The following is a 26505-nucleotide window of genomic DNA, read 5'->3' on the forward strand; positions in this document are numbered from 1 at the left end:
AACCGGCAACGGAAGAACAGGCAAAACAGCCATCCGCTTTTGTAATGCCTCGTTCTGCAGGGACTCCGCGAAAGAAAGTTTCGCGAGGAGAGGTGCCACCCCCGCGAGCAGCTAAGGGTGGCACCCAAAGGCCCCCCGTGGCAGCGGCGGGGCTGAGTGTCCGTTACTCGCCATCGGGTATCCGGCATCACGCGGGGATTAGGCCGGTGGTGGATTCGCCTTTGGCTGTCGGAACAGGATCCATCAATCACCAACTGCGGATGGGAGCAAGGCGTTTGCGCGTGATTGTGGTCTTGGGGCCACTTGCCGCAGCGCGCGCGTGATCTGCTTGCAACGCCGCGCAGGGATGAGCGGCTGGCGGTGCACAAGGCGTTTGCGGCGCATTGCGGCTGTGGCAGGGTCGCAGAAAGACCGCTGAGGGAGCGTAGGATGCACAGGCAGAGCTATGGGGTGATCGGGGCATTGGCGCTGATGCTGGGGGCTGCGGCACCGCTTCGGGCGGAGACCGCCGCTGTGGTCGAGACGCTGCCCGCGCAGGGGTTCCATTATCTGGGCTGGTCGCGGTTCCATTATAATGACCTGATCGGTGACGGTCATGACCGCTGGCAGACCGGCGGTATGAGCCTGTCCGTTCTTGCGGGGGCGGACTGGACGGGGCGGGCACCTGTGGTGCCTTTCTCGCTTTGGGAATTCCGGTTGGGCGGGTCGGTCATCGCGCCCCAGTCGCTCGAGCATCCGGCCGCCGATGACCGCCGTTATGTCAGCCGCACGGAACTGAGCGCGCGCAGCTATTTCGAGCAGGCAGGCTGGCAGGCTATGGTGGGCTTTGGCGTGGTGGGGATCGGGCCGGACCGTTTGCCGGGCAAGGTGCAGGATGCGCTGCATGACATTCTGGACCAGCCCGATCCGCAGGCCGCGCAGGACCAGCAGCTTGGCAATAAGGTCTGGCCGATGGTGGTGGCCGAATTGCGCTATCCGGTGGAGCTGTCCGAGCGGACGCAACTGATTCCCTTTGTTGCGGGCAAAAGCGGCGACGAGGATCTTCTGACCGCAGGCGCCGATCTGGTTTTCAATGCGGCGCATGGAGAGCTGTGGTTACGCGATGATGTGCTGGGGCGGCTCTATCTGGGGCTGGGCGACACATATGCGCGGGCCACGCGTTTCGGCCTCGGTGCGGATGTGAGCCATGTCGGCCATAGCGACCTGTTTCCCGGCGAGACTATTGCGGCGGAAGAGACGCGCTATCGTTTGCGGGCCTTTATCAGCCACGGATGGGGTTGGGGGCATATCAGCTATGGGGCAACATGGCTGTCGAAGGAATTCACCACCCAGCCAGAGGGGCAGGTGTTGGGAGATCTGCGCGTGGATATCCGTTTCTGAGCGGCCTGCGGTCTTAGGCGTTGACAGCAGGGATGGTCCCTGTATAAGCGCGCGGATCGGTGGCGCAGGCTGCCGGTTTTTCTTTGGTGTTGGTGGATCTCGCAAGAGAAAACCTGTCGCCGGTCGCAAGGCCGGAGGAGGACAACGCCCTTCGAAACTTTGATGAAGGAGATCAGCCGTGACCAAACGCACGTCTGCCAAGTACAAAATCGACCGCCGCATGGGCGAAAACATCTGGGGCCGCGCAAAGTCCCCGGTCAACCGTCGTGAATATGGCCCGGGTCAGCACGGTCAGCGCCGCAAGGCAAAACTGTCGGACTTCGGTATCCAGCTGCGCGCCAAGCAGAAGCTGAAAGGCTACTACGGCGACCTGACCGAAAAGCAATTCCGCCGCATCTACGGTGAAGCAGAGCGCGTCAAGGGCGATACCGGTGAAAACCTGATCGGTCTGCTCGAGCGCCGCCTCGACGCCGTTGTGTACCGCGCCAAGCTGGTCCCGACCGTCTTCGCAGCACGCCAGTTCGTCAACCACGGCCACGTTCTGGTGAACGGCAAGCGCGTGAACATCCCCTCCTACCGCGTGAAAGAGGGTGACGTGATCCAGGTGCGTGAGAAGTCCAAGCAAATGGCGCTGGTCATCGAAGCACAAGCCTCGGCAGAGCGCGATATTCCGGACTATCTGGAAGTCGACGGTTCGAAGCTGACCGTGACCTTCACCCGTACCCCGACCCTGTCCGACGTGCCCTATCCGGTCGTCATGGAACCGAATCTGGTCGTCGAATTCTACGCAAAGAACTAAGGTGGCGGGCCTTCGGGCCCCACCGGTTCTTTGCCGAACTCCGCAAAATACAAAAAGCCGCAGCTTGGTGCTGCGGCTTTTTACGTTTTGGTCAGTCTTGTCGTGTAACGCTGTGGAGGGGCATGACATTCTGTCATTCTGCCGGCTCATCCGCCCTTGAAGACGTTCAGGAAGGACCAGAGCTGGGCGTCGGATTCCTTCTGGAAGTAATCCCCGAATTCGCCGGATTCGAGTTTGGCGATATAGACCTGCGCTTCGCGTTGGGAAACAAGGCGCGGGCGGTACATCAGTTGCGAGCGTTTCGCCACCTCTTCGGCCCCGCGTCGCAAGGCGCGCTCGGTTCCGGGGCTCCAGTTTTCATCGACGCGACCGACGAAAAGCTGATAGCGCGACAATGTCTGTTTGACGGCAATGCGCTTGGCCTTCGGTAGGGACATGAACACATCCTGCAGGCTGTCCGCGCGGACAGTGGCAGGTAATCCCAAGGCACATAGGAAGGTCGTGGCAAATGCCAGAGGAGGGGCCGCATATGCAGGTATTTGGGACATTGAGAACATTCCTTTGGACTATGTAACGCTTAAGTTGTGAAATCTAAATGAGGCGTAAATCTGTCCGGGGAGCGGTCCATAAACGGGTAAGATTTTAAAATTTGCGTAAGTTTTTTCTAAATATGTGGGGCATCTCCCACGCCCTCTGCGGCAAATCTTTGCAGCGACCAAAGATTGCTGGAAAAACTCCCGCCTCGCAGATAAAGAGGCGGCGCAAGATGAGGGTAGATGCATCATGAATGACCAAATTCAACCGCAACCCGGAATTATGGATATCGCGCTTTATGAAGGCGGCGCGTCCAAAGTGGCAGGCCGCACGGATGCGGTGAAGCTCAGCTCGAACGAGAACCCGTTCGGGCCGTCCGACAAGGCGAAAGAAGCCTTTGCGCGCTGTGCGCATTCGATGCATCGCTACCCTTCGACCGATCATGCGGGCCTGCGCGGGGCCATCGGTGATGTCTATAAACTGGATGCCGATAAGATCATTATCGGTGTCGGTTCGGACGAGATCATCCACATGCTCTGTCAGGCCTATGTGGGCGCGGGGTCCGAGGTGGTCTTCACCGAGCACGGCTTCCTGATGTATCGCATCTCGACGATGGCGGCCGGTGGCACGCCGGTCGAGGTCAAAGAGCGCGACCGCACCACCGATGTGGATGCGATTCTGGCCGCCTGCAACGAGAACACCAAGCTGGTGTTCATCGCCAACCCCAATAATCCGACCGGCACGATGATCGCGCCCGCCGAGCTGGAACGTCTGGCCCGTGGTCTGCCGCCGCAGGCGATCTTGGTGATCGACGCCGCCTATTCGGAATATGTCGAGGGTTATGATGGCGGCGCCGATATCGCCACCCGTCTGGAGAATGTCGTGATGACGCGCACCTTCTCCAAGATCTACGGCTTGGGCGGGTTGCGCGTGGGCTGGGGCTATGGTCCCAAAGCCATCATCGATGTGCTCAACCGCGTGCGCGGGCCGTTCAATATGTCCACCGCGCAGCTTGAAACCGCCGAGGCTGCCGTGCGCGATCAGGACTGGCTGGAACGCTGCCGCAATGACAACACCCGCCTGCGGGCCTGGCTGGCCGAGGCGCTGGCCGAGAAGGGTGTGCCCTCCGATACCTCCACCGCCAATTTCATTCTGGCGCGCTTTACCTCGACCGCCGAGGCGGAAGCCTGTGACGAGTATCTTAAATCCGAGGGCATTATCGTGCGCCGTGTGGCGGGCTATAACCTGCCGCATTGCCTGCGTATTACCGTGGGGGACGAGCCGTCCTGCCGTCGTGTGGCCCATTTGATCGGTCAGTTCAAAGCGCAGTTCATGGCCGGTGATCTGGCATGATCTTCGGGAAAGTGGCGCTGATCGGGATGGGGCTGATTGCCTCGTCCCTTGCTCATGCGACAAAATGGAAAGGGCTTGCGGGCGAGGTGGCGGGCTATGACCGCGACCCCGAAGTGCGTCGTATCGCCGCCGAGATCGGGCTGGTCGATACTGTCTGTGACAGCCTCTCCGATGTCGTGCGTGATGCCGATCTGGTCATGCTTTGCGTGCCAGTGGGCGTGATGGGGGCGGTCGCCGCCGAGATCGCGCCGCATCTCAAACAGGGGGCCATTCTCAGCGATACGGGCTCGGTGAAACAGGCCGTGGTGGAGGCTGTCGCGCCCCATGTGCCGCAAGGCGTGCATTTCATCCCCGGCCACCCGCTGGCAGGGACCGAGCAATCGGGGCCGCGCTCGGGCTTTGCCACGCTGTTTGTCAACCGCTGGTGGCTGCTGACCCCCTCCGAGACGACCGACCCGCAGGCACTGGCCAAGCTGCGCGCCTATCTCGAGGGGCTGGAGGCGAATGTCGACACGATGGATGCGCCCCATCACGATATCACTCTGGCGGTGACCTCGCATTGCCCGCATCTGATTGCCTATACGATGGTGGGTGTGGCCGATCATGTGCGCCGCGTCAGCCATCAGGAGATCATCAAATACTCCGCCTCGGGTTTTCGGGATTTCACCCGTATCGCAGCGTCGGACCCGACGATGTGGCGCGATGTCTTCCTGACCAACAAAGAGGCCACGCTGGATATTCTGGGGCGCTTTGCCGAAGAGTTGTTCGTGCTGCAACGTGCGATCCGCACTGGCGACGGCGAGATGCTGCACGACTATTTCACCCGCACCCGTGCGATCCGGCGCGGGATCATTGATGCGGGGCAGGATACCGATGCCCCCGATTTCGGGCGGGTGCCCAAGCAGGCGGGCGAGTAGAGGCCGCAACCGTAACGGGCCCCGCGCGGGGCCCGTTTTTTGTGTTTACCCTTCCGCCGATTCAGGGATCTGGATCACCGGAGCTTTGCCCAGCGGCAGCGGCCCGAGCTTCATCTGGCCAGCGCGGAAGGTCAGCGGCAATGTCAGCAGGCCGGATTTGTCGACCATCTGCCCCGCCAGAAGCTTGACCATATCCACGCGGTTCCGCGCGATCAGCCCCGCATCGACAGCCACCTCCAGCCAAGCTTCCCAATCCGGCGTGCTCAGCAGGATCTCGCCTTCGGGCTGGCCGGTTTCGGTGATGGTCAGGGCCCCTTGCGCACTGACCAGCTTGGCGTCCCAATCCAGCGTGAAATTATCAATCCGCAGCGTTTGCAGCGCGGGCATGCGGGCAAGGCTGCTATTGTCCAGCGGTGTGGCCGTGCCGATGGCGGCATTCAGGTGGATCTGGTCGATTTTGTCCGCCAGCGGCGTGTCGGTTGCCGCGCCGTCGGGCAGAAGCTTGCGCAGCGCATCCAGCGGGATCTGCACCTCGTCCATATTGGCTGTGACCTGATAGGCATGGGCAGGGGTCAGTGTGGATTGCGCATCTGACGGGTCCACGATCGAGGCCGCACCGCTTTTGGCTTCGTTCAGCGTTACGCTGATCTGGTTCGCGCCAAAATCGATCTTTTCACCGCTGATCTCGGGCTGGTCGAGCACAAGCTTGGCCGCGTTCAGCGGTAGCGAACTGCTCAGCCCCAGATCGACATGAAGCTGGTTGGAGATGTTTGACAGCGTGAACTGATGCCCCGCCCAACCCAGATCGGCTTCTTCGGGCAGGGTCATGGTGATCGAGGTCGGGCTGAACACACCGGCATTGAGCTGGGCATATTCGGCAGCCCAGTTAAAGCCGCCATCGGGCTGGGTCAGCTCGGGAGATTCGAAATTGGCAGTGAATTTCGTGGGAAAGCCACTGACAGCCACTGCCTGTGCCGACCCCCAGCCACCGGCTTCGGCGCTGGCGATCAACGTTTTCGCACGGCTTTCGATCGCGCGTGACATCAGCACCCAATAAGTGCCGAAAATGACACCCAATATGATGATGAGACCCACTAATTTTCGCATTATATACCTCTTCACGCCTCTTGATATCTTATCTATTCGGCACAAGAGAAAAGGACCAGAGACATGAACAAGACGTTATGGGTTTTCGGCTATGGTTCGCTGATCTGGAATCCGGGATTTGTACCGGAAGAACAGGCACTTGGTCGTTTGAAAGGGTGGCATCGCTCTTTCTGCATGACGTCCATTCACTATCGCGGCACTATGCGGAACCCGGGCTTGGTGCTGGCGCTCGACGCGCAGGAAAACGCGGTTTGCGCGGGGGTGGCACTGCGGGCCAAAGCGGGGGAAGAGGCGCAGGTGCTGTCCTATCTGCGCGCCCGCGAGCTGGTCTCGGATGCTTATGAGGAACGTCTCCTTCCGGTGGCGCTGGCGGACGGGCGCGTGGTCGAGGCGGTGACCTATGTCATCGATCCGGCGAACACCCAGTATTGTCACCATCCGCTAGAGGATCAGGCGCAGATTATCGCCCGCTCCTGCGGCAAGATGGGGCCGAATTGCGAATATCTCTATAATACTGCCCAGCATCTGGGCAGGTTGGGTATCGCGGATCCCGATCTGGACTGGCTCGCGGCACGGGTGCGCCATCTTGCCGAGGAGGCGCGCGGATAGCCCTTGGAGAAACCGCCTGTGACGATTAGGGTCGAGCCGGAAACAGATAATCTAGGCCATCCATGTCGAAGCTGAAGCTTGAACCGCAATTCTCCCAGCCCGTGCGGCAGATCTTTATGATGCTGGTGGTGCTGGGGCTGGTCGCCACCGGTGCTGTTTTCGCCTATGCGCGGATTTTCCCGATTTTCCTGTCCAACCCTTGGCTGAACGGCGTGATTGTGGTGACCTTCGTGCTGGGGGTGCTGGCCTGTTTCTGGCAGGTGGTGCAGTTGATCAAGGCGGTTAGCTGGCTGGAAAGCTTTGCGGCGGACCGTCCGGGCCGGCCCGATGTGCGGGCGCCCGTGATGCTGGCACCGCTGGCGGCCCTTCTGGGGACGCGCCAACGCGCCGATATTGCCACCTCTGCGGGGCGCTCGATTCTGGAATCCGTGGCCGAGCGGATTGATGAAGGCCGCGATATTACCCGCTATATCACGGGGTTGCTGATCTTTCTGGGGCTTCTGGGCACCTTCTACGGGCTGGCCACAACGGTGCCTGCGGTGGTTGACACCATCCGCGCGCTGGCTCCTCAAGAGGGGCAGTCGGGGCTAAGCGTCTTTGACAACCTGATGACCGGCCTTGAGGGACAGCTGGGGGGGATGGGCACGGCGTTTTCTTCCTCGCTTCTGGGGCTTGCGGGGTCGCTGATCGTCGGGTTGCTAGAACTGTTCGTGACGCATGGCCAGAACCGGTTCTACCGCGAGCTTGAGGAATGGATCAGCTCGATCAGCCGGCTCAGCTTTGCCGGCGGTGATGGCGAGGAATCGGCGGTGATCGAGATCCTTGACCATATGGCCGAGCAGATGAACCAGCTGAACGGGCTCTTTGCCGAGAGCGAGGGCTCGCGCCGTCAGGTGGATGTGCGTCTGGGTCAGCTTGCGCATGTGATGGAGGGGCTGTCCGACCGCCTTGATAGCGAGATCGCCGCGCGCAGTGCGCAGGCCGAAAGCCTTCAGCGCATGGCCGACGGCCAAGAGCGGCTGGTGATGGCGCTCGAGACGATGGCGGCCTATTATGCCTCTGATCTCTCGGCGGAAAATGATGCCGAGATGCGGATGCGCCTGCGGTCGATGGATGGGCAGATGGCGCGTATCCTCGAAGAGATGTCGGCGGGCCGTCAGGAAAGCATGGCCGAGCTGCGCAATGATTTCGCCGCGATGACGCGCGCCATTCTCGCCCGCCCGCGGGAGAGCTGAGATGGCACTGGCGCGGCGCGGACGGCAGCGGTTTTCCACCAATATCTGGCCCGGTTTCGTGGATGCGATGACCGCGCTTCTGTTGGTGGTCATCTTTGTGCTGTCGATCTTCATGGTGGTGCAATCGGTGCTGCGCCAGCAGGTGAATACGCAGGAAAATGAACTGGCCTCGTTGAATGACACGGTGGACGGGCTGGCGCAGGCGCTGTCGCTGTCGCGTCAGAAGGTGGGGTCGCTGGAAACCAAGCTGACCGATGCCGAAACCGAGGCGCAGCGGCAGGCGACCCTGATTGCCAATCTCACGGGCCAGCTTCGGGATCGCCAGTCCGATTTGGCCGCAGCAGATACGAAAATCACCGCTTTTGAAGCACAGGTGGCGCATCTTCTGGCAGCGCAAAAGGCGCAGATGCAGGCGTCTGACCAGAAGCTGCGCGTCTCGCAAGCGACGATTGATGACCTTCGCACTAAGCTGCAGGTGTCGGGGGAAGAGATTTCCACGATGACCCTCGCACTGGAGGAGGCCCGCCGTCAGGCCGAAGACACGCTGACCAAACTGGCAGCCGCGCAGGCCGCGCGCGATGATCTGCAGGGCAGGCTGGACAGTCAACTGACCGAGGCCGAACGGCAGGCGGCGTTGCAGGCGGTGGCCGAAAAGGCGCTGGCCGAGCAGAAAGATATCTCGCAAGACGCGGCCCGCAAGGTCGAATTGCTGAACCAGCAGATTGCGGCCCTACGTGGCCAGCTGGGGCAATTACAGGCCGTTCTGGATGATAGCCAGACGCGATCCGCGGCTTCCAAAAGCCAGATCGAATCGCTTGGCACTCAACTCAACTCGGCGCTTGCGCAGCTTGCCGCCGAGCAGAAACGCCGTGCCTCTCTGGAAGAAGCGGCGCGCAAGAAGGCGGAAGCCGAGGCGCAGGATCTGGCAAGCTACCGTTCGGAGTTTTTCGGCCGCCTGTCGAAAATTCTGCAAGGGCGCGAGGGGGTAAAAGTGGTCGGCGACCGCTTCGTCTTCTCCTCCGAAGTGCTGTTCCCGCAGGGGTCTGCCACCCTGTCCGATGAGGGTAAGGCGCAAATCGCGCAGGTGACCCGCTTGCTGGACGAGTTATCTGCCGAGATCCCGCCGCAGCTTGACTGGATCATTCGTGTTGATGGCCATACCGATGACGTGCCGCTTTCGGGGACGGGGCAATATCGCGACAACTGGGAGCTCAGTCAGGCGCGCGCGCTTTCAGTCGTGCGCTATATGATCGACAGTCTGAAATTCCCGCCCAACCGTCTGGCGGCGACAGGTTTCGGGCAATATCGTCCGGTTGCCAAAGGCGATAGTCCAGAGGCGCGTGCCGCCAACCGCCGGATCGAATTGAAGCTGACCGAACGCTAGGGCACGGTCACCTCTTCGGCGGTGATATGCCCCGTGGTGTCCGTGACGGTAAAAGTATAGGTGCCCGGTTTCAGGCCGGTTTTTACATTGCGCCCGATGTAGCGTAGATAAAGCGCCTGCGGCTTTTCAAAGGCGATGTTCTGGCTCAGGTTCTGGCCGCCCCCAGAAAGGGTTGCATGTAGATCAGCTTCGGGCTGTCCGCCAAAGCCGTAAATCCACAGGATCAGACGGCCCGCGCCCTCTTGCGGCAATGCGGGCAAACGGCCCTGTTTGATGGCATCATAATCGGGGATTTCACTGGTGAGCCCTGCCAGAAGCACGCCGCCCCCGTCATAGGCAATGGGCGTCGTCCAAAGTTGGGCGTGATCGGCGGCAAGGGTGCAGGCGCTGTCGCCTGCGGTGAACGGGTCAAGCGATTGCCCGTTATGCCGGATTTCGAAATGCACATGAGGAAAGGCCGCCAGCCCGGACTGTCCGATTTCTCCCAATGTGGTGCCGGTGGTCACTTTCTGCCCCGGCTGGACCAGAATAGAGCCGTTTTTCAGATGGCAATATTGGGTTTGCCAGCCTGAGGCATGATCAATGATAACCCCGTTGCCGCATTCTTTATCTTTGACCGAGGCACCGTCAGCAAAGGCGGAATCGGGTTCTCCATCACGGGTGGCGCGCACTGTTCCATCAAGCGCCGCGTAGACTGCGATAGTCTTGCGCATATCTGCGCGGGTAGGGACTGCGATATCGGTGCCGTCATGGCCGTCATATGTCAGATTCCCGCAGGCGCTATCGGTGGCCCCGGGGCCGGGATCGTGATCGACATAGTTCTGGATATAGCAGGTTTTTCCCAAGGTGCAGTCGACCGGAAAGGCAAATCGCGGCTCGGATAAAGTTTCGGCCCCGCAAGGCAGGGCCGAAACAAGTAGAAGAAGAAAAGGCCGCATCAATCGGCTGTCAGCAGCGGTGGTTTCGAGCCGGTGATCCGCGGTTTGCCAGGCTCTTCGACCTCGATAACGATTTCGTCGTCCTTCACCGAGACCTTGGCCAGACCGCCTTTGGTCAGCTTGCCGAATAGCAGCTCTTCGGCAAGCGGCTTCTTGATATGCTCTTGGATCACGCGGCCCAAGGGACGGGCCCCCATCCGCTCGTCATAACCTTTCTCGGCCAGCCAGTTTGCAGCTTCCGGTGTCAGCTCGATATGCACGTTGCGATCGATCAGCTGGGCTTCAAGCTGCAGCACGAATTTATCGACCACTTGGATAATGGTCTCGCGCGGTAGCGGGGCGAAGCTGACCACCGCATCCAGACGGTTGCGGAATTCCGGCGTGAAGGTCCGTTCGATCGCGGCCGTGTCTTCGCCCTCGCGGCGATCCCGACCGAAACCGATTGCGGCTTTTGCCATATCGGAGGCACCCGCATTCGAGGTCATGATCAGGATCACGTTGCGGAAATCGACCTGACGACCGTTATGGTCGGTCAGTTTGCCGTTATCCATCACCTGCAGCAGGATGTTGTAGACATCGGGATGCGCTTTCTCGATCTCGTCCAGCAGCAACACGCAATGCGGATGCTGGTCGACGCCATCGGTCAAAAGGCCCCCCTGATCAAAGCCGACATAGCCCGGAGGGGCGCCGATCAGGCGCGAGACCGCATGTTTCTCCATATATTCCGACATATCGAACCGCAGCATCTCGACGCCGAGCGAGCTGGCAAGCTGTTTGGCCACTTCGGTCTTACCCACACCGGTCGGACCGGCAAAGAGGTAGTTGCCGATGGGCTTCTCGGGCTCGCGCAGACCGGCACGGGCCAGCTTGATCGAGGCGGCCAGCACTTCGATGGCCTTGTCCTGACCGAAGACCACGCGTTTCAGCGTTTTCTCCAGATCGCGCAGCACCTCGGCATCGTCTTTCGAGACGTTTTTCGGCGGGATGCGGGCAATCTTGGCCACGACATTCTCGATTTCTTTCGGTGTGATCGTCTTGCGACGCTTGCTGTCGGGTAGCAGATGCTGGGCGGCACCTGCCTCGTCGATCACATCGATCGCCTTATCGGGCAGCTTACGGTCGTGGATATAGCGCGCCGACAGCTCTACCGCAGTCTTGATCGCATCATTGGTGAAGCGGATGTCGTGATGCTCCTCGAAATAGGGCTTGAGACCCATGAGGATTTTCACGGCATCTGCGGTCGAGGGCTCGTTCACATCGATCTTCTGGAAGCGCCGCGACAGGGCGCGGTCTTTCTCGAAATGTTGACGGAATTCCTTATAGGTGGTCGACCCCATGCAGCGCAGCTTTCCGCCAGCCAGCGCCGGTTTCAGCAGGTTCGAGGCATCCATCGCGCCGCCCGAAGTGGCCCCCGCACCGATCACGGTGTGGATCTCGTCGATAAACAGGATCGCATCGGGATGGTCTTCAAGCTCTTTCACAACCGCTTTCAGACGTTCCTCGAAGTCACCACGGTAACGGGTGCCCGCCAGAAGCGCGCCCATGTCGAGCGAATAGATCGTCGAGCCTTTCAGGATCTCGGGCGTCTCGCCACGGGTGATCTTCAGCGCAAGACCTTCCGCGATTGCGGTTTTCCCCACGCCCGGATCGCCCACCAGAAGCGGGTTGTTCTTGCGACGGCGGCACAGCACCTGCACGCAGCGTTCCACCTCTTCATGGCGCCCGATCAGCGGGTCGATATCGCCTTTCTTGGATTTCTTGTTGAGATCGACGCAATATTTGGCCAGCGCCGACTCCTTGCCCTCGCGCTCGGACTGATGGTTGGTGGTGTCGGCCTTGTTGGTCTCTTCCTCCTCGGCACCGGTGACAGACCGGTTTTCGCCGAATTCCGGATCTTTCGCGACACCATGCGCGATAAAGTTCACCGCATCATAGCGGGTCATTTCCTGCTCTTGCAGGAAGAAGGCCGCATTGGATTCCCGCTCTGCGAAGATCGCGACCAGCACATTGGCCCCCGTCACTTCGGAGCGACCCGAAGATTGCACATGAATGGCCGCGCGTTGGATCACGCGCTGGAAAGCAGCCGTGGGCACCGCTTCGGAGCCTTCAACCTCGGTAATCAGGGTCGAGAGGTCATCATCGATGAAGTCGGTTAGGGTTTGACGAAGTTCATCCAGATCGACCGAGCAGGCCCGCATGACGCGATTTGCGTCGGGCTCGTCGATCAGCGCCAGCAGCAGGTGCTCAAGCGTCGCCAGTTCGTGCCGGCGCGCGTTGGCCAGTGCCAGCGCACCATGAATTGCTTGTTCCAAAGTGGTCGAGAACGAAGGCATGTGGTGCTCCTTTCCTATGTTGGCGGCGGTATCAAAGCGACCCGATCACCAACCTGGCCTCATAGTATTAAACTTCGGTGGAAATTCGCGCTGTTCAAGACCTTTGGTGCAAATTCCAGTTAAGTTTCAGGCTCCGCTGGAAAAGTAAACAGAAGGTAACCAGAAAGATCTTTCACGTGGCTTGCCTTGCAAACTGGCCTTTTGCGCCAGCGATTTCAATCCGCTGTCGAAAATTTGCGACAAAATTACGACAAGTTGTGCTAAAAAAATAGGCAGATGCAAGATCGGGACCGCGCGGTTGCGAGATTCGGATTTTCTGACGGAACGGCAAAACCGGCGGAGTTTCTCGTTTTTCCGGAAGTCAGCTAAAAATAAGCTTGATTGCGACAATTCGTACCGGCTTTTCGAAGAGATTGAGACTTGAAACCGGAGAGGCTGCGGCACTAGGGAGGCGGGGGAGCCCAAAGGTTTAAAATATGCGCAGATATAAAATTTCTCGAAATGCAATGTTGCGGCGGTCACGGGCTATGGTGTCCTCGCGCAGATTGTGGAAATCGCGCTTGATTTTCTGGCTCGGGGCTATCGCGATTGGTGTGATTTCGGTGGGTTTTGCGACCGCTGCCGATTACGCCCAAGAGCTGTTTCGTGGGCTTACGGTCGATGCCGGCCGGAACTGGTTGCCCCTGATCATCACCCCGCTTGGGTTTCTGTTATGTGCCTATCTGGCCCTGACCCTTTTTCCGGGCACGTCCGGGTCGGGTATTCCGCAGGCGATCGCCGCCCAGACCCTTACCGAACCGGGAGAGCGCGCGAAGCTCTTGTCGTTGAAGATGGTGTTCGGGAAGATTCTATTGACCATTCTGGGGCTCTTCTCGGGCGGGTCCATCGGCCGTGAGGGGCCAACGGTGCAGATCGGTTCGGCCATCATGTTGCAATCGGCCAGTCTGGGCGGGATGGCCCATTCACGCGGTCTAATTCTGGCGGGGTCGGCCGCCGGGATCGCGGCTGCGTTCAACACGCCGCTGGCGGGCATCGTGTTCGCGATCGAAGAGATGAGCCGCAGCTACCAGTCGCGTACGAATGGTGTGGTGTTGTCGGCGGTGATCATCGCCGGTATCGCCTCCCTCAGTCTGCTGGGAAACTATACCTATTTCGGGATTTCTGACTCGATTGGCGAATTGCCGCGCGATCTCGGTCTGGTGCTCGTTTGTGGCGTGACCGGCGGGTTGTTCGGCGCGCTCTTCTCGCGTCTGGTGATCAATATCACGCGGCGTATCCGTCGCTGGAAAGCCAATGGCAACGCCTTTCGCCGCTCGCTTCTGCAGGCGTTGATCTGCGGGATTATCACGGCGGTGATCGGCTATGTTTATGCGGGCTCGACCTTCGGGACTGGCTATGGCGAGGCGCGGGCCTCGATCGAGGGCGAAGCCCTGCCGCTGACGTTCTTCTTTGCCAAGCTGATTGCCACCGTCGCGGCCACCGTTTCGGGGATTCCGGGCGGTCTTTTTGCACCGTCTCTCGCGGTCGGTGCCGGGCTTGGGTCTTCTATTGCCTTGATTATGGGGACAAATGTCGGACTTGCATCCATCCTCGGGATGGCAGGGTATTTTGCGGGGGTTGTGCAATCCCCGATGACGGCTTTCGTGATTATCGTCGAGATGACGGGCAGCCATAGCAATATCGTGCCGGTCATGGCAGCGTCGATGATCGGCTACGGGACCGCGCGCTTTGTGTCGCCCGAACCGCTTTATGGTACCTTGGCACGGTTTTTCATTGCGGATGCGTTGCGTCTGCGGCGCGCTAAGGCGCAGGCCGCGCGCGAGGCCGATACCGATGCGGCCCCCGAAGGCGCCGCAAAAGCTTAGAACTGGTCTTTGGCCTGCCGCGCCTTGGTAAAGACATCAAGCGCGGAGGCCGTTGACGGAAGGCCGAGGGCGGCCTTCAGATCCGGATCATCGGCGCGCAGGAACGGGTTGGTGGCTTTTTCCAGCGCAAGGGTCGAGGGCACGCTTGGCTCGCCCCGATTGCGGCGGGTCAGGGTCTCGCGCATGCGGGACTTCAGCGCGGGGTTGTCGGGTTCGAGATGCAGGGCGAAGCGTCCATTGGCTTCGGTATATTCATGCCCCGAACAGACGATGATGCCATCGGGCAGGGCCGCGAGGCGGCGCAGGCTGGCCAGCATCTGCTCGGGCGAGCCTTCGAACAGGCGTCCGCAGCCCCAGCTCATCAGGCTGTCTCCGGTGAATACCATGCCGGATTGCGGAAAATAATAGGCCAGATGCCCGACGGTATGGCCCGGCACATCCAGCACCTGCACCGCGTCCGATCCGATCTGGATCTGGTTGCCCGGTTCAAGCGCCACATCCAGCGGCGGCAGGCGATGGGCATCGGCGGCCGCTCCGATGACCTTGGCACCGGTGCGGGCGCGAATTTCAGCCACGCCCGCGATGTGATCCTCATGGTGGTGGGTCAACAGGATTCCATCCAGTTTTACCCCCGCAACCTTGAGAGCTTCGAGGATCGGCGCGGCCTCGGGCGCATCGACCAGCGTCACGGCACCGGTTGGCGCGTCTTTGACGATATAGGCGTAATTGTCGCTACGGCAGGGGATGATCGACAGTTCGATGGTCATGGCGTTTTCGAGAACCTTCACTATGTTTAGGGCAGGCTAAGCCGAATAGGACAAAAGCTGCAATGCATGTAGATGTGCTTGATCTGCGAAATTTCTATTACCGGACCCAGTTGGGACGGGTGGCACAACGGGCGCTGCGCGATCAGGTGCTGGCGATCTGGCCTGCCGACGGGGCAGGGGCTACCGGGCGCACGGTTGCGGGCTTCGGCTTTACCGCTCCGCTTCTGCGTCCCTATCTGGAGAATGCGCGGCGGGTGATTTCGCTGATGCCTGCGCCGCAGGGGGTGATGCCGTGGCCCGCAGGCGAGCCGAATGTCTCGGTGCTGACCGAAGAACTGCAATGGCCGCTGGAGACCGGTCTGGTGGACCGTCTGGTGGTCATGCATGCCATCGAGCAGTCCGACAATGCCAATGACCTGTTGGAGGAATGCTGGCGTGTCATGGGGCCCGGAGGGCGGGCGCTGCTGATTGTGCCCAACCGTGCGGGGCTTTGGGCCCCGCGCGAGACAACGCCGTTCGGGTTCGGAAAACCCTATACCCTGTCGCAACTTGATAATCTGGCGCGGCGCAACGGGTTTGTCCCTGAACGCCACACTGCGGCGCTTTATATCCCGCCATCGCACCGGCGATTCTGGCTGCGTTCGGCGCAGATGTGGGAAGGGGTCGGGCAGAAGATTTCCGGCCTGCTCGCGGCGGGGGTCGTGATGCTGGAGGTGTCCAAACAGGTCACCCAGCCACGCAAGCCGGGCTTGGGCGCAAGGGTGCGGCGGCCGCTCTCCATTCTGGAAGGCGCAGCCAAGCCCGCGACAGAGCCGTCATGGCGGATCAACCACGGGCGCGGCGGCAATGTTACACATCATCGTCTGACGGATCACTAGGGGCTGGGGCAAATTGACGCAGATTCGGCCCGCTATTTGTGTATTTGGTATTAAAATATGACGAATAGGCGTCTTGACTTGGCCGAACTTGTTAATGGTAGCGCCCTCAGCCAAAAAAACAGGCGAAATCTGTCGGCTATGTTCACGGCTTAGTGCGCAAGAAGGTTGCGGGTGGGGGGCGGCTCTGTTACATCCTGCTACCGAAACGAGGGCGAGCGTGGGCGCGCCCTGAGGAGATCTCCGGTTGTTGCCTTCCGGTCCGTTTAGGGGCGGGGGGCTACGGGTGGAGGATTAACATCGGAAGGGTGGCCGTGTCCGAACCAGCTTCAATTTCCGCAGGCATTGCCGACCGTTATGCAACGGCGGTTTTTGAGATTTCCAAAGACTCCGGTCAGCTTGATACGCTGAAGGCTGAGGTCGATGCCTTGGAGGCCGCGCTTGCTGAGAGCGCCGATCTGCAAGACCTGATCAACAGCCCGATCTATACGCGTGACCAGCAGGACGCCGCGATCGAGGCCATCGGTAAGTCGATGGGGCTGAGCGCGACGATGATCCACACGCTGGGTCTTATGGCACAAAAGCGCCGCCTGTTCATTCTGCCCGCATTGCTGCGCGCTCTGAGCGCGATGATCGCGGAAGCAAAAGGCGAGGTCACCGCAGATGTGACCTCTGCAACCGAACTGTCCCAAGAGCAGCAAGCCAAACTGGCCGACGCCCTTGCGGCAAAGACGGGTAAAACCGTTAAGCTGAACATTGCAGTCGATGAGACCCTCATCGGTGGCATGATCGTCAAGCTGGGCTCGCGCATGGTCGATACCTCGATCCGCTCGCAGCTCGCTTCCCTCCAGAATAGCATGAAAGAGGTTGGATAATGGGTATCCAGGCATCTGAGATCTCTGCGATCCTCAAGGAGCAGATCAAGAATTTCGGGCAGGATGCCCAGGTCGCCGAAGTCGGCCGTGTTCTTTCCGTAGGCGACGGCATTGCCCGCGTTTATGGTCTGGACAACGTCCAAGCCGGTGAGATGGTCGAATTCCCGGGCGGCATCCGTGGCATGGCGCTCAACCTCGAAACCGACAATGTCGGTATCGTTATCTTCGGCTCCGACCGTGACATCAAGGAAGGTGACACCGTCAAGCGCACCAACGCCATCGTTGACGTGCCTGCAGGTGACGCGCTTCTGGGTCGCGTTGTGGACGCCCTCGGCAACCCGCTCGACGGCAAAGGCCCGATCGAGGCGACCGAGCGCCGTGTGGCCGACGTTAAAGCGCCGGGCATCATCCCGCGTAAATCGGTTCACGAGCCGATGGCAACCGGTATCAAATCCGTTGACGCAATGATCCCGATCGGCCGTGGCCAGCGCGAGCTGATCATCGGCGACCGTCAGACCGGTAAGACCGCAATCGCGCTCGACACCATCCTGAACCAGAAAGTCTACAATGACGCAGATCCGGCAAACGCGCTGCACTGCTTCTATGTGGCTATCGGTCAGAAGCGTTCGACTGTTGCCCAGCTGGTGAAAAAGCTCGAAGAAGCGGGCGCGATGGCTTACACCACCGTGATCGCGGCAACCGCTTCGGACCCCGCGCCGATGCAGTATCTGGCTCCCTATGCGGCAACCGCAATGGCCGAATACTACCGCGACAACGGCAAGCACGCGCTGATCATCTATGATGACCTCACCAAGCAGGCTGTGGCCTACCGTCAGATGTCGCTGCTGCTGCGTCGTCCGCCGGGGCGTGAAGCATTCCCGGGCGACGTGTTCTATCTTCACTCGCGCCTGCTGGAGCGTTCGGCCAAGATGAACGAAGAGTTCGGTCTTGGTTCGCTGACCGCTCTGCCGGTGATCGAAACCCAAGCGGGTGACGTGGGGGCCTATATCCCGACCAACGTGATCTCGATCACCGATGGTCAGATCTTCCTTGAAACCGACCTGTTCTACCAAGGCATCCGCCCTGCTGTGAACACCGGTCTGTCGGTGTCGCGTGTGGGGTCGTCCGCTCAGACCAACTCGATGAAATCGGTGGCTGGTGCCGTGAAGCTGGAGCTCGCGCAATACCGCGAGATGGCCGCCTTCGCCCAGTTCGGTTCCGACCTCGACGCTGCGACCCAGAAGCTTCTGAACCGTGGTGCGCGTCTGACCGAGCTGATGAAACAGCCGCAATATTCGCCGCTGACCAATGCCGAGATCGTTGCTGTGATCTTCGCAGGGACCCACGGGTTCCTCGACAAGGTCGACGTGAAGGATGTGACCCGCTGGGAAGCCGGTCTGGTGACCTTCCTGCGTTCGTCCAAGAAAGACGTGCTTGACTGGATCACCAACGAAGATCCCAAGATCAAGGGCGAAGCAGCTGACAAGCTGAAAGCAGCCATCGAAGCATACGCAAAGACGTTCGCGTAAGCGGCCCGGAAGGATAGGGATATGCCCAGCCTTAAGGACCTCAAAAACCGGATCGCGAGTGTCAAGAACACTCGTAAGATCACGAAGGCGATGCAAATGGTCGCGGCAGCAAAATTGCGCCGCGCCCAGGAAGCAGCCGAAAGCGCACGGCCCTTCGCCGAGCGTATGAACGCTGTGATGTCATCGCTGGCCGCCTCGGTGGGCGGCTCTGATAGCGCGCCCCGGCTTCTGGCCGGGACGGGTTCGCAGCAGGTGCATCTTCTGGTGGTGATGACGGCGGAACGCGGCCTGTGTGGCGGCTTCAACGTCAATATCGCCAAGAAGGCAAAGCAAGCAGCGCATAAGCTCAAGGCCGAAGGCAAGACGGTGAAAATCATCACCGTCGGCAAGAAAGGCCGCGATTCGATGCGCCGCGAGCTTGGTGACCTGTTCATCGATCACGTCGATCTGTCGGGGGTGAAGAACCTGCGTTATGTCGACGCGCAATCCATTGCGAAGAACGTGCTTGCCCGCTTTGACGCAGGCGAGTTCGATGTTGCGACGATCTTCTATTCGCGCTTCCAGTCGGTGATCGCCCAGATCCCGACGGCGCATCAGATCATCCCCGCAACCTTCGACGCACCGGAAGATGCAACTGGCGCTTCGGCAGTCTATGACTACGAGCCCAGCGAAGAAGCGATCCTGCATGACCTGCTGCCGCGTGGTGTGGCAACGCAGATCTTCACGGCGCTTCTGGAAAATGCTGCATCGGAGCAAGGCGCACGGATGTCCGCAATGGACAACGCAACGCGCAACGCCGGCGATATGATCGACGACCTGACCGTGGAATTCAACCGTTCCCGCCAGGCCGCAATCACCACCGAGCTTACGGAAATTATTTCGGGCGCTGAGGCGCTCTGACCGAACCGGAGAAAACACACCAATGGCAAAGCATGGCAAAGTGACGCAGGTCATCGGCGCCGTCGTGGACGTTCAGTTCGAAGACGGCCTGCCCGAAATCCTCAATGCGCTCGAGACCACCAACAACGGCAACCGCCTCGTTCTGGAGGTTGCGCAGCACCTCGGTCAGGGCACCGTTCGCACCATCGCGATGGACTCGACCGAAGGTCTGGTCCGCGGCGCGGGCGTGACCGATACTGGCGCACCGATCTCGGTGCCGGTTGGCGCGCCGACCCTCGGCCGTATCCTGAACGTCATCGGCGAGCCGGTTGATGAAAAAGGCGAAGTCGCGAAAGACGAAGTCCGCGCGATCCACCAGCCCGCTCCGGAATTCTCCGAGCAATCGACCGAGAGCGCCGTTCTTGTGACCGGCATCAAGGTGATCGACCTTCTTGCGCCCTACGCAAAGGGTGGTAAGATCGGTCTGTTCGGTGGTGCAGGCGTGGGTAAAACCGTTCTGATCATGGAACTGATCAACAACATCGCAAAAGTGCACTCGGGCTTCTCGGTGTTTGCAGGTGTTGGCGAGCGGACCCGTGAAGGGAACGACCTCTATCACGAAATGATCGAATCCGGCGTTATCGTTCCCGATAACCTGTCGGAATCGAAAGTGGCACTGGTCTACGGCCAGATGAACGAGCCTCCGGGGGCACGTTCGCGCATCGCCCTGACCGGTCTGACCATCGCAGAGCAATTCCGCGACAGTTCGGGTTCGGACGTTCTGTTCTTCGTGGACAACATCTTCCGCTTCACCCAAGCCGGTTCGGAAGTGTCGGCCCTTCTGGGTCGTATCCCTTCGGCCGTGGGCTACCAGCCGACGCTGGCCACCGATATGGGCGCGATGCAGGAACGCATCACCTCGACGAAGAAGGGCTCGATCACCTCGATCCAGGCCGTCTACGTTCCTGCGGACGACTTGACCGACCCCGCGCCGGCAACCACCTTCGCCCACCTCGACGCAACCACCGTTCTGTCGCGTGCGATCTCGGAACTGGGGATCTACCCCGCCGTTGACCCGCTCGACAGCTCCTCGCGCATGATGGATCCGCAGATCCTCGGCGAAGAGCACTACAAAGTGGCGCGCGACGTGCAAAACATCCTGCAACGCTACAAATCGCTGCAAGATATCATCGCGATCCTCGGTATGGACGAACTGTCGGAAGAAGATAAGATCACCGTGCAACGCGCACGTAAGATCCAGCGCTTCCTCTCGCAGCCGTTCGACGTGGCAAAAGTCTTCACCGGCTCGGACGGTGTTCAGGTTCCGCTGGAAGACACGATTTCGTCCTTCAAGGCCGTTGTCGCTGGCGAATATGACCACCTGCCGGAAGCAGCCTTCTACATGGTTGGCGGCATCGAGGAAGTGAAAGCCAAAGCCGAGAAACTCGCGGCGAACGCGTAAGGAGGCGGCTCATGGCCAATACGATGCAAGCCGATCTCGTGGCCCCCGAACGGAAGCTCGCTTCCGTTCAAGCCACGCAGGTTCTCGTTCCGGGTGCCGAAGGCGACATGACGGTCATGCCGGGCCACGCGCCCGTCATTACCTCGCTGCGCCCCGGCAAGCTGACGATCGTGTCTGAAGCGGGGGAAGAAAGCTATGCCGTCACTGGCGGCTTTGCCGAGATCTCGCAAGACGGTATTGCCGTTCTGGCCGAGCGTGCCCTTCCTGCGGCAGAGTTCACGGCAGAGATTGCCGCGCAACTCGTTGACGAAGCGCGCAAGGCACATGCGGAGGCAACTCCTTCGGTTGCCGAGATGACCGCGAAGATGCTTGCCGACATGGAAGCCCTCGGAGCACATATGCTCGGTTAATTCCGGACACATCACAGAAAGAGCCCCACAAATTTGTGGGGCTTTTTTTTACTTTATCGGTATATGGTCGGGTTGAAAGACGGATGGAGCGGCTTGATGCTGAAAATTGACGCACAACAGGTTGGCATCGGCCAAGGGACCTTGGTGCTTTTTTCGGACTATCAGGATGGCGGCAAGATGTGGACGGGCACCGGCCCGCGCGAATTGCGCCGCGTGGTGAATTTTGACGAGGCCTATGCAATGCCTCCCAAAGTTCAGGTCACGCTTTCGATGTGGGATATCGATCAGCAGCATAATCCGCGTATGGATATCTCGGCGGATATGATCACCACCGAAGGCTTTGTGATCGTGTTCCGGACATGGGGGGATAGCAAGGTGGCACGGGTGCGCGCCGACTGGCTTGCCATCGGTCCTGTCCGTCATGATGACGACTGGGATGTGTATTGAGGCGTCGTGCTTAATGCTGGCGGGGCAGCGGGGCTGGGCGTCCCAGATAGAAGCCCTGACCGTATTTCACACCAAGATCCATCAGGATCGCTTTCTCGTTTTCGGTCTCGATCCCTTCCGCAATCAGCTCGCAACCGGTCTCTTTCGAAAACTGCAATAGCGCACTGACCATCGCACGGTTTTCCTTTCGATTGGCCAGCTCGGCGACGATCACACGATCGAGCTTGATCAGATCGGGTTTCAGCGCAAGGATATGGGCCAGCCCTGCATTGCCTTGTCCGACATCATCAAGCGCGATCTTGACGCCGAGCGCCCGTAAGGCATCCAACCGCCGTCCAAGCCGTGCGAAATCCTGAATGACCGCTTGTTCCGAAATCTCTACAGCAAGTGCACGCTGGGCATTTCCTTCCAGATAGGCTTCGAAGCGGCTTTGCAGTGACGGGGCCAGAAGGCTGTCCGGCGAATGGTTGATGCTGATCAGGCTGGTGAGGTTCAGACGCTCGGCCTCGTCAAGGATGCAGTTTGCGGCGTTCAGCTCCAGCTTTGGTCCCATGCCGTAATTCTGCGCCAAAGCGAACATGTCTTGCGGGCTGTGCTGCGGCATTTCCTGAAAACGCGACAGGCCCTCATAGCCGATGATATGCCCGTCCTCGAACCGCTTGATGGGCTGGAAGACGGGGCTGATTGCAGGCTTGCGGAGGGTTTGCGCCAGATCCTCGCAGAGCGGTTCGTCAAGTCCGGAGATCTTCGCATGCAAGCGCAGATTGGCGGAAATCATTTCGGCCATCGTGCGGAACATTCTCAGCTCTACATCGGTCAGCGGCGGGCGTTCCTTTCTGGAGAAACAGCAGATGGTGCCGAAGGGCAGACCCGGGTGGATGTGGATCGGAAAAGAGACATGGATCCCGATATCGAAGTTCTCGTCGTCGCGGAGGTGGCGCACGGTCTCCATGATCGGATCGCGGGACTGGATGATATGCGGCAGGATGTCGTTGCAGACCCAATAGCAAAGCGTGTCGTTGAGGGGCAGGCCATTACCGGGGATCAGCGGCTTCAGAAACGGGGTGGCTTCATCAACGGTCAGAAACCACAGGCGCCCGTCCTCAATTTCCGACACGAAGATGGTTTCCATGCCAAGATAGTCGCGTAACGCGCTCAACGACTCTTTGAGCGTGTCCACGACGGCTTCGCGGATCGTTTGATGTTTCGATCGGTTCAATACCGAGGTGAAATCAGCATTCATATCAGACCCTGCATCGGAGCCCACCAGTTACTCTATAAGGTAAACAATTCCTTATTAACCGATTCGTAATAGAGGAATGATGGGCGAGCAACCGCTGATTGTGAATTTTCGTTTCGAATTATCTGAATTTGTGAAGACGTTGCACAAAGGCCTGTTTCGGGCGAAATGTTCCGCATCTGTTCGCCTCTTCGTTGCGCGCGCGCCGCCCGTCCTCGGGGAAAAGCGGCCCGCCGCATCGCATGAATGCAAAAAGGGTGCCCGAAGGCACCCTTTTCGTTTCCAAGGATGGAAAGCGGATGATTACATCATGCCGCCCATGCCACCCATGCCGCCCATGCCGCCCATATCCGGCGCGCCTGCGCCTTCTTTTGCGGGCTTGTCGGCAACCATTGCTTCGGTGGTGATCAGCAGGCCTGCGATCGAGGCTGCGTCTTCCAGCGCGGTGCGGGTGACCTTTGCCGGATCGATAACGCCGAAGGAGAACATGTCGCCATATTCTTCGGTCTGTGCGTTGAAGCCGAACTTGAGGTCGCTCGATTCACGGATCTTGCCAGCGACAACCGCGCCGTCAACACCTGCGTTTTCAGCGATCTGACGCAGCGGAGCTTCCAGTGCGCGACGGACGATTGCGATACCCGCATCGACATCGGCATTCGCGCCGGTCACGCCTTCAAGCGATTTCGCGCCTTGGATCAGAGCAACACCACCCCCCACAACGATGCCCTCTTGGACAGCGGCGCGGGTTGCGTTCAGTGCGTCATCAACGCGGTCTTTGCGCTCTTTCACTTCGACTTCGGTCAGGCCGCCAACGCGGATCACTGCCACACCGCCTGCGAGTTTCGCAACACGCTCTTGCAGCTTCTCGCGGTCGTAATCCGAGGTGGTTTCCTCGATTTGCGTGCGGATCTGGCCAACGCGTGCCTCGATCTCCGCCTTGTCGCCAGCACCGTCCACGATGGTGGTGTTGTCTTTGGTGATCGTGACTTTTTTCGCGGTGCCCAGCATGTCCATGCCGACGCTTTCCAGCTTCATGCCCAGATCTTCCGAGATCACCTGACCGCCGGTCAGGATCGCGATGTCCTGCAGCATGGCCTTACGGCGATCACCGAAGCCCGGAGCTTTGACAGCCGCAATTTTCAGGCCGCCGCGCAGCTTGTTGACCACGAGGGTCGCCAGTGCTTCGCCTTCGACGTCTTCTGCGATGATGAGCAGCGGTTTTTGCGACTGGATGACTTGCTCCAGCAGCGGGACCATCGGCTGCAGCGACGAGAGTTTTTTCTCGTGAAGCAGGATGAGGCAGTCTTCCAGCTCGGCAACCATTTTGTCGCCATTGGTCGCGAAGTAGGGGGACAGGTAGCCGCGGTCGAATTGCATACCTTCGACGACTTCGACCTCGGTCTCCATACCTTTGTTTTCTTCGACGGTGATCACGCCGTCATTGCCGACTTTCTGCATTGCGTCTGCAATGAAGCGGCCGATGGTGGCTTCGTTATTGGCCGAGATGGTGCCAACCTGTGCAACCTCGTCGGAATCCGCAACCGGACGCGACGCGGCTTTGATCGCTTCGACAACCTTGGAGGTCGCTTGGTCGATGCCGCGCTTGAGGTCCATCGGGTTCATGCCCGCTGCGACAGCTTTCATGCCTTCGCGAACGATGGCTTGTGCGAGAACGGTCGCGGTGGTGGTGCCGTCGCCTGCTTCGTCATTGGTGCGGGAAGCGACTTCCTTCACCATTTGCGCGCCCATGTTCTCGAACTTGTCTTCGAGTTCGATCTCTTTTGCGACCGAAACACCGTCTTTGGTGATGCGCGGTGCGCCGAAGGATTTGTCGAGAACGACGTTACGGCCTTTCGGGCCCAGCGTCACTTTGACTGCGTCTGCGAGGATGTTGACACCCTTGAGCATGCGATTGCGTGCGTCGGTGCCGAATTTTACGTCCTTGGCTGCCATATTCTTTGGCTCCTTGACTGGAATTTCTTGAAATCAGGGTTCAGGTAAGTCCTTGGACTTACGCGATGATGCCCATGATGTCGGATTCTTTCATGATCAGGTACTCAACGCCTTCCAGCGTGATCTCGGTGCCCGACCATTTGCCGAACAGGACGCGATCGCCTGCTTTGACGGAGGGTGCGATCAGCTCGCCCGAATCCTTACGTGCGCCTTCGCCCACGGAAACGATTTCGCCTTCTGCCGGCTTCTCTTTTGCGCTGTCGGGGATGATCAGGCCGCCTTTGGTCTTTTCTTCGCTCTCGACGCGCTTGACCAGAACACGGTCATGAAGCGGTTTGAATGCCATCTGGGTCACTCCCAAAATCTGTGTTGTTGCTTTTAGCACTCGCTGTTGGTGAGTGCTAACGATGCCGGAGTTAGGCATTGCCCCCCGAACATGTCAACACCCCGTCGCGGAATTTTTTGCGTCAATCTTTAAAACCGTGCGTTGGCTCTTGTCTGGCCGGATGGCCGATCTTCGGGCTGGTATTGGCCGCGCGCTGCGATACACTGGTGTCGCAACTGGGGAAGAGTTTGAAGATGCTACGTAAAATCCTGCGCTCGGCCATGCTTCTGGGCAGTCTCTTCGGGCCGGTCGCGGCACATGCGGCCTGTTCTGGCGCAAATCTTTTTGACGCGCTGCCCCGTGAAGTCCGTGCCATGATGCTGGAACGGGCGCATGCCGTGACGCATGGTCAGGGGCTTGTGTGGCGCGCCACCAAGGGGCGGCAGTCCATTTTGCTGATCGGCACCAATCACGTGCCGGATTCGCGTCACATCGCCTTGCTGCAGGAGGTGCAGGCCGAATTCGGTCGGGTGAAGGCGCTTTATGTCGAGGCGGGGCCTGACGAAGAGGCGGCCTTGCAGAAGGCTATGGCCGAGCGGACCGATCTGATGTTCATGACAGACAAGACCCTGCCCGATATCCTGCCGGAAGCCGATTGGCAGGCCCTGCGCAAGGCGGGGAAAGACCGCGGCATTCCGGGGCCACTTCTGGCCAAGATGCAACCGGCATTCGTCATGATCACACTGGCGATGCCACGCTGTATGATCGAGGCATTGCAGGCGGGCCAAGGCGGGGTGGACAAGCGGCTGATCGCCGAAGCGACCAGACAGCACGTGCCGATTGTGGCGCTTGAGCCTTATGATACGCTGTTTCGGGTCATGGACGGGCTGTCGCAAGAAGACGCCATTGCCATGTTGCAATCGACTTTGGCGGCCACCGAGGATGGTGATGCCACGATGGCCACGTTGGCCGATCTTTATGCGCGCGGCGAAGTGCAGCTGATCTGGGAATTCGAACGCCAGCAGGCCTTGGAGCGCGGTGATCCACCGGCAGAGGTCGAGCGGCAACTGGCGCTGACCCATTCGCTTTTGATTGCCGGGCGCAATCGGACATGGGTGCCCGAGATCGAAGAGGCGGCTGCGAAAGGCCCGATCATGGTTGCTGCCGGTGCGCTGCATATGGTGGGCGAGGACGGGGTGCTGGCACTTCTGGAGCGCGATGGCTGGAAGGTTTCGCCGCAAATGCGGAAGCTGGGCTTCTAGCGCCGCCTGCCGATAGGTGCCATAAGC

At 59.8% G+C, this 26505-nt stretch carries 25 protein-coding genes; 16 read left to right on the plus strand and 9 right to left on the minus strand.

Annotated elements, in window-relative coordinates:
- The first annotated feature begins 429 nt into the window (after positions 1–429).
- Both WDB88_RS06045 and rpsD read left to right on the plus strand, forming a co-directional pair.
- Entirely contained in the window at positions 430–1380 is a 951-nt protein-coding gene (locus WDB88_RS06045; protein ID WP_339109292.1) for a lipid A-modifier LpxR family protein, read from the plus strand.
- 178 nt (positions 1381–1558) lie between these two features.
- Positions 1559–2179 carry a 30S ribosomal protein S4 gene (gene rpsD, locus WDB88_RS06050; RefSeq protein WP_339109293.1) on the plus strand — a complete coding sequence of 207 codons (621 nt, stop codon included), beginning with the start codon at positions 1559–1561 and terminating at the stop codon, positions 2177–2179.
- Between the two features lie 146 nt (positions 2180–2325).
- Here rpsD and WDB88_RS06055 read toward each other — a convergent pair whose 3' ends face one another.
- Positions 2326–2616 carry a hypothetical protein gene (locus WDB88_RS06055; protein WP_339109294.1) on the minus strand — a complete coding sequence of 97 codons (291 nt, stop codon included), beginning with the start codon at positions 2614–2616 and terminating at the stop codon, positions 2326–2328.
- Between the two features lie 346 nt (positions 2617–2962).
- On the opposite strand from WDB88_RS06055, the gene hisC reads away from it, so the two are divergent.
- Together hisC and WDB88_RS06065 are read left to right on the plus strand one after the other, a co-directional pair.
- Positions 2963–4066, plus strand: coding sequence for a histidinol-phosphate transaminase (gene hisC, locus WDB88_RS06060; protein ID WP_339109295.1), 1104 nt, complete (start codon positions 2963–2965; stop codon positions 4064–4066).
- The gene (locus WDB88_RS06065; RefSeq protein ID WP_339109296.1) at positions 4063–4983 is read left to right on the plus strand and encodes a prephenate/arogenate dehydrogenase family protein; all 921 of its coding nucleotides are present in this window, start codon (positions 4063–4065) and stop codon (positions 4981–4983) included. The genes hisC and WDB88_RS06065 overlap by 4 nt, the downstream gene beginning before the upstream one ends.
- A 45-nt stretch (positions 4984–5028) precedes the next feature.
- Here WDB88_RS06065 and WDB88_RS06070 read toward each other — a convergent pair whose 3' ends face one another.
- The gene (locus tag WDB88_RS06070) at positions 5029–6090 is read right to left on the minus strand and encodes a DUF2125 domain-containing protein (protein ID WP_339109297.1); all 1062 of its coding nucleotides are present in this window, start codon (positions 6088–6090) and stop codon (positions 5029–5031) included.
- Positions 6091–6153: 63 nt separating this feature from the next.
- Between WDB88_RS06070 and WDB88_RS06075 the strand changes: the two genes are divergently transcribed.
- The 3 genes from WDB88_RS06075 (at position 6154) to WDB88_RS06085 (ending at position 9318) form a co-directional block, all read left to right on the plus strand.
- On the plus strand, positions 6154–6699 hold the full coding sequence (locus WDB88_RS06075) for a gamma-glutamylcyclotransferase (RefSeq protein ID WP_339109298.1): 546 nt from the start codon (positions 6154–6156) through the stop codon (positions 6697–6699).
- A 62-nt stretch (positions 6700–6761) separates the two neighbouring features.
- Positions 6762–7934 carry a biopolymer transporter ExbB gene (locus tag WDB88_RS06080; RefSeq protein WP_339109299.1) on the plus strand — a complete coding sequence of 391 codons (1173 nt, stop codon included), beginning with the start codon at positions 6762–6764 and terminating at the stop codon, positions 7932–7934.
- Between the two features lies 1 nt (position 7935).
- Positions 7936–9318 carry a peptidoglycan -binding protein gene (locus WDB88_RS06085; protein ID WP_339109300.1) on the plus strand — a complete coding sequence of 461 codons (1383 nt, stop codon included), beginning with the start codon at positions 7936–7938 and terminating at the stop codon, positions 9316–9318.
- Here WDB88_RS06085 and WDB88_RS06090 read toward each other — a convergent pair.
- The 3 genes from WDB88_RS06090 to WDB88_RS06100 form a co-directional block, all read right to left on the minus strand.
- Complete coding sequence (locus WDB88_RS06090; RefSeq protein ID WP_339109301.1) at positions 9315–10163, minus strand: M23 family metallopeptidase; 849 nt, start codon at positions 10161–10163, stop codon at positions 9315–9317. The genes WDB88_RS06085 and WDB88_RS06090 overlap by 4 nt on opposite strands.
- Before the next feature lie 92 nt (positions 10164–10255).
- The gene (gene clpA / locus WDB88_RS06095; RefSeq protein WP_339109302.1) at positions 10256–12589 is read right to left on the minus strand and encodes an ATP-dependent Clp protease ATP-binding subunit ClpA; all 2334 of its coding nucleotides are present in this window, start codon (positions 12587–12589) and stop codon (positions 10256–10258) included.
- A gap of 126 nt (positions 12590–12715) precedes the next feature.
- Positions 12716–13111 (minus strand): hypothetical protein, encoded by a 396-nt coding sequence (locus WDB88_RS06100; RefSeq protein ID WP_339109303.1) that lies wholly within the window; start codon positions 13109–13111, stop codon positions 12716–12718.
- A gap of 38 nt (positions 13112–13149) precedes the next feature.
- On the opposite strand from WDB88_RS06100, the gene WDB88_RS06105 reads away from it, so the two are divergent.
- A complete protein-coding gene (locus tag WDB88_RS06105; RefSeq protein ID WP_339109304.1) occupies positions 13150–14454 on the plus strand; it encodes a chloride channel protein in 1305 nt (434 codons plus the stop codon).
- Here WDB88_RS06105 and gloB read toward each other — a convergent pair.
- Positions 14451–15221: a hydroxyacylglutathione hydrolase gene (gloB, locus tag WDB88_RS06110; RefSeq protein ID WP_339109305.1), complete on the minus strand. Its 771-nt coding sequence runs from the start codon at positions 15219–15221 to the stop codon at positions 14451–14453. The genes WDB88_RS06105 and gloB overlap by 4 nt on opposite strands.
- A 62-nt stretch (positions 15222–15283) precedes the next feature.
- Here gloB and WDB88_RS06115 point away from each other — a divergent pair, with 62 nt between their 5' ends.
- The 7 genes from WDB88_RS06115 (at position 15284) to WDB88_RS06145 (ending at position 21698) form a co-directional block, all read left to right on the plus strand.
- Positions 15284–16099 carry a hypothetical protein gene (locus WDB88_RS06115; RefSeq protein ID WP_339109306.1) on the plus strand — a complete coding sequence of 272 codons (816 nt, stop codon included), beginning with the start codon at positions 15284–15286 and terminating at the stop codon, positions 16097–16099.
- A 311-nt stretch (positions 16100–16410) separates the two neighbouring features.
- Positions 16411–16971, plus strand: a complete 561-nt coding sequence (locus WDB88_RS06120) for a F0F1 ATP synthase subunit delta (protein ID WP_339109307.1) — start codon at positions 16411–16413, stop codon at positions 16969–16971.
- Positions 16971–18500 carry a F0F1 ATP synthase subunit alpha gene (gene atpA, locus WDB88_RS06125; protein ID WP_339109308.1) on the plus strand — a complete coding sequence of 510 codons (1530 nt, stop codon included), beginning with the start codon at positions 16971–16973 and terminating at the stop codon, positions 18498–18500. The genes WDB88_RS06120 and atpA overlap by 1 nt, the downstream gene beginning before the upstream one ends.
- 21 nt (positions 18501–18521) lie before the next feature.
- A complete protein-coding gene (locus tag WDB88_RS06130; protein WP_339109309.1) occupies positions 18522–19400 on the plus strand; it encodes a F0F1 ATP synthase subunit gamma in 879 nt (292 codons plus the stop codon).
- A 22-nt stretch (positions 19401–19422) separates the two neighbouring features.
- Complete coding sequence (gene atpD, locus WDB88_RS06135; protein WP_339109310.1) at positions 19423–20841, plus strand: F0F1 ATP synthase subunit beta; 1419 nt, start codon at positions 19423–19425, stop codon at positions 20839–20841.
- 11 nt (positions 20842–20852) lie between these two features.
- The gene (locus WDB88_RS06140) at positions 20853–21251 is read left to right on the plus strand and encodes a F0F1 ATP synthase subunit epsilon (protein WP_339109311.1); all 399 of its coding nucleotides are present in this window, start codon (positions 20853–20855) and stop codon (positions 21249–21251) included.
- A 96-nt stretch (positions 21252–21347) separates the two neighbouring features.
- Positions 21348–21698 carry an H-type lectin domain-containing protein gene (locus WDB88_RS06145; RefSeq protein ID WP_339109312.1) on the plus strand — a complete coding sequence of 117 codons (351 nt, stop codon included), beginning with the start codon at positions 21348–21350 and terminating at the stop codon, positions 21696–21698.
- A gap of 10 nt (positions 21699–21708) precedes the next feature.
- On the opposite strand, the gene WDB88_RS06150 is transcribed toward WDB88_RS06145, so the two are convergent.
- The 3 genes from WDB88_RS06150 to groES all read right to left on the minus strand — a co-directional run bounded on the left by WDB88_RS06150 (position 21709) and on the right by groES (position 25237).
- On the minus strand, positions 21709–22941 hold the full coding sequence (locus WDB88_RS06150) for an EAL domain-containing protein (RefSeq protein WP_339109313.1): 1233 nt from the start codon (positions 22939–22941) through the stop codon (positions 21709–21711).
- Positions 22942–23241: 300 nt separating this feature from the next.
- Entirely contained in the window at positions 23242–24891 is a 1650-nt protein-coding gene (gene groL / locus WDB88_RS06155) for a chaperonin GroEL (protein WP_339109314.1), read from the minus strand.
- A gap of 58 nt (positions 24892–24949) precedes the next feature.
- Entirely contained in the window at positions 24950–25237 is a 288-nt protein-coding gene (groES, locus tag WDB88_RS06160) for a co-chaperone GroES (RefSeq protein ID WP_339109315.1), read from the minus strand.
- Positions 25238–25470: 233 nt separating this feature from the next.
- On the opposite strand from groES, the gene WDB88_RS06165 reads away from it, so the two are divergent.
- The gene (locus WDB88_RS06165) at positions 25471–26478 is read left to right on the plus strand and encodes a TraB/GumN family protein (protein ID WP_339109316.1); all 1008 of its coding nucleotides are present in this window, start codon (positions 25471–25473) and stop codon (positions 26476–26478) included.
- The last annotated feature ends 27 nt before the right edge of the window (positions 26479–26505 follow it).

This window comes from Thioclava sp. GXIMD4216, assembly GCF_037949285.1.
Taxonomy (GTDB): Bacteria; Pseudomonadota; Alphaproteobacteria; order Rhodobacterales; family Rhodobacteraceae; genus Thioclava; species Thioclava litoralis.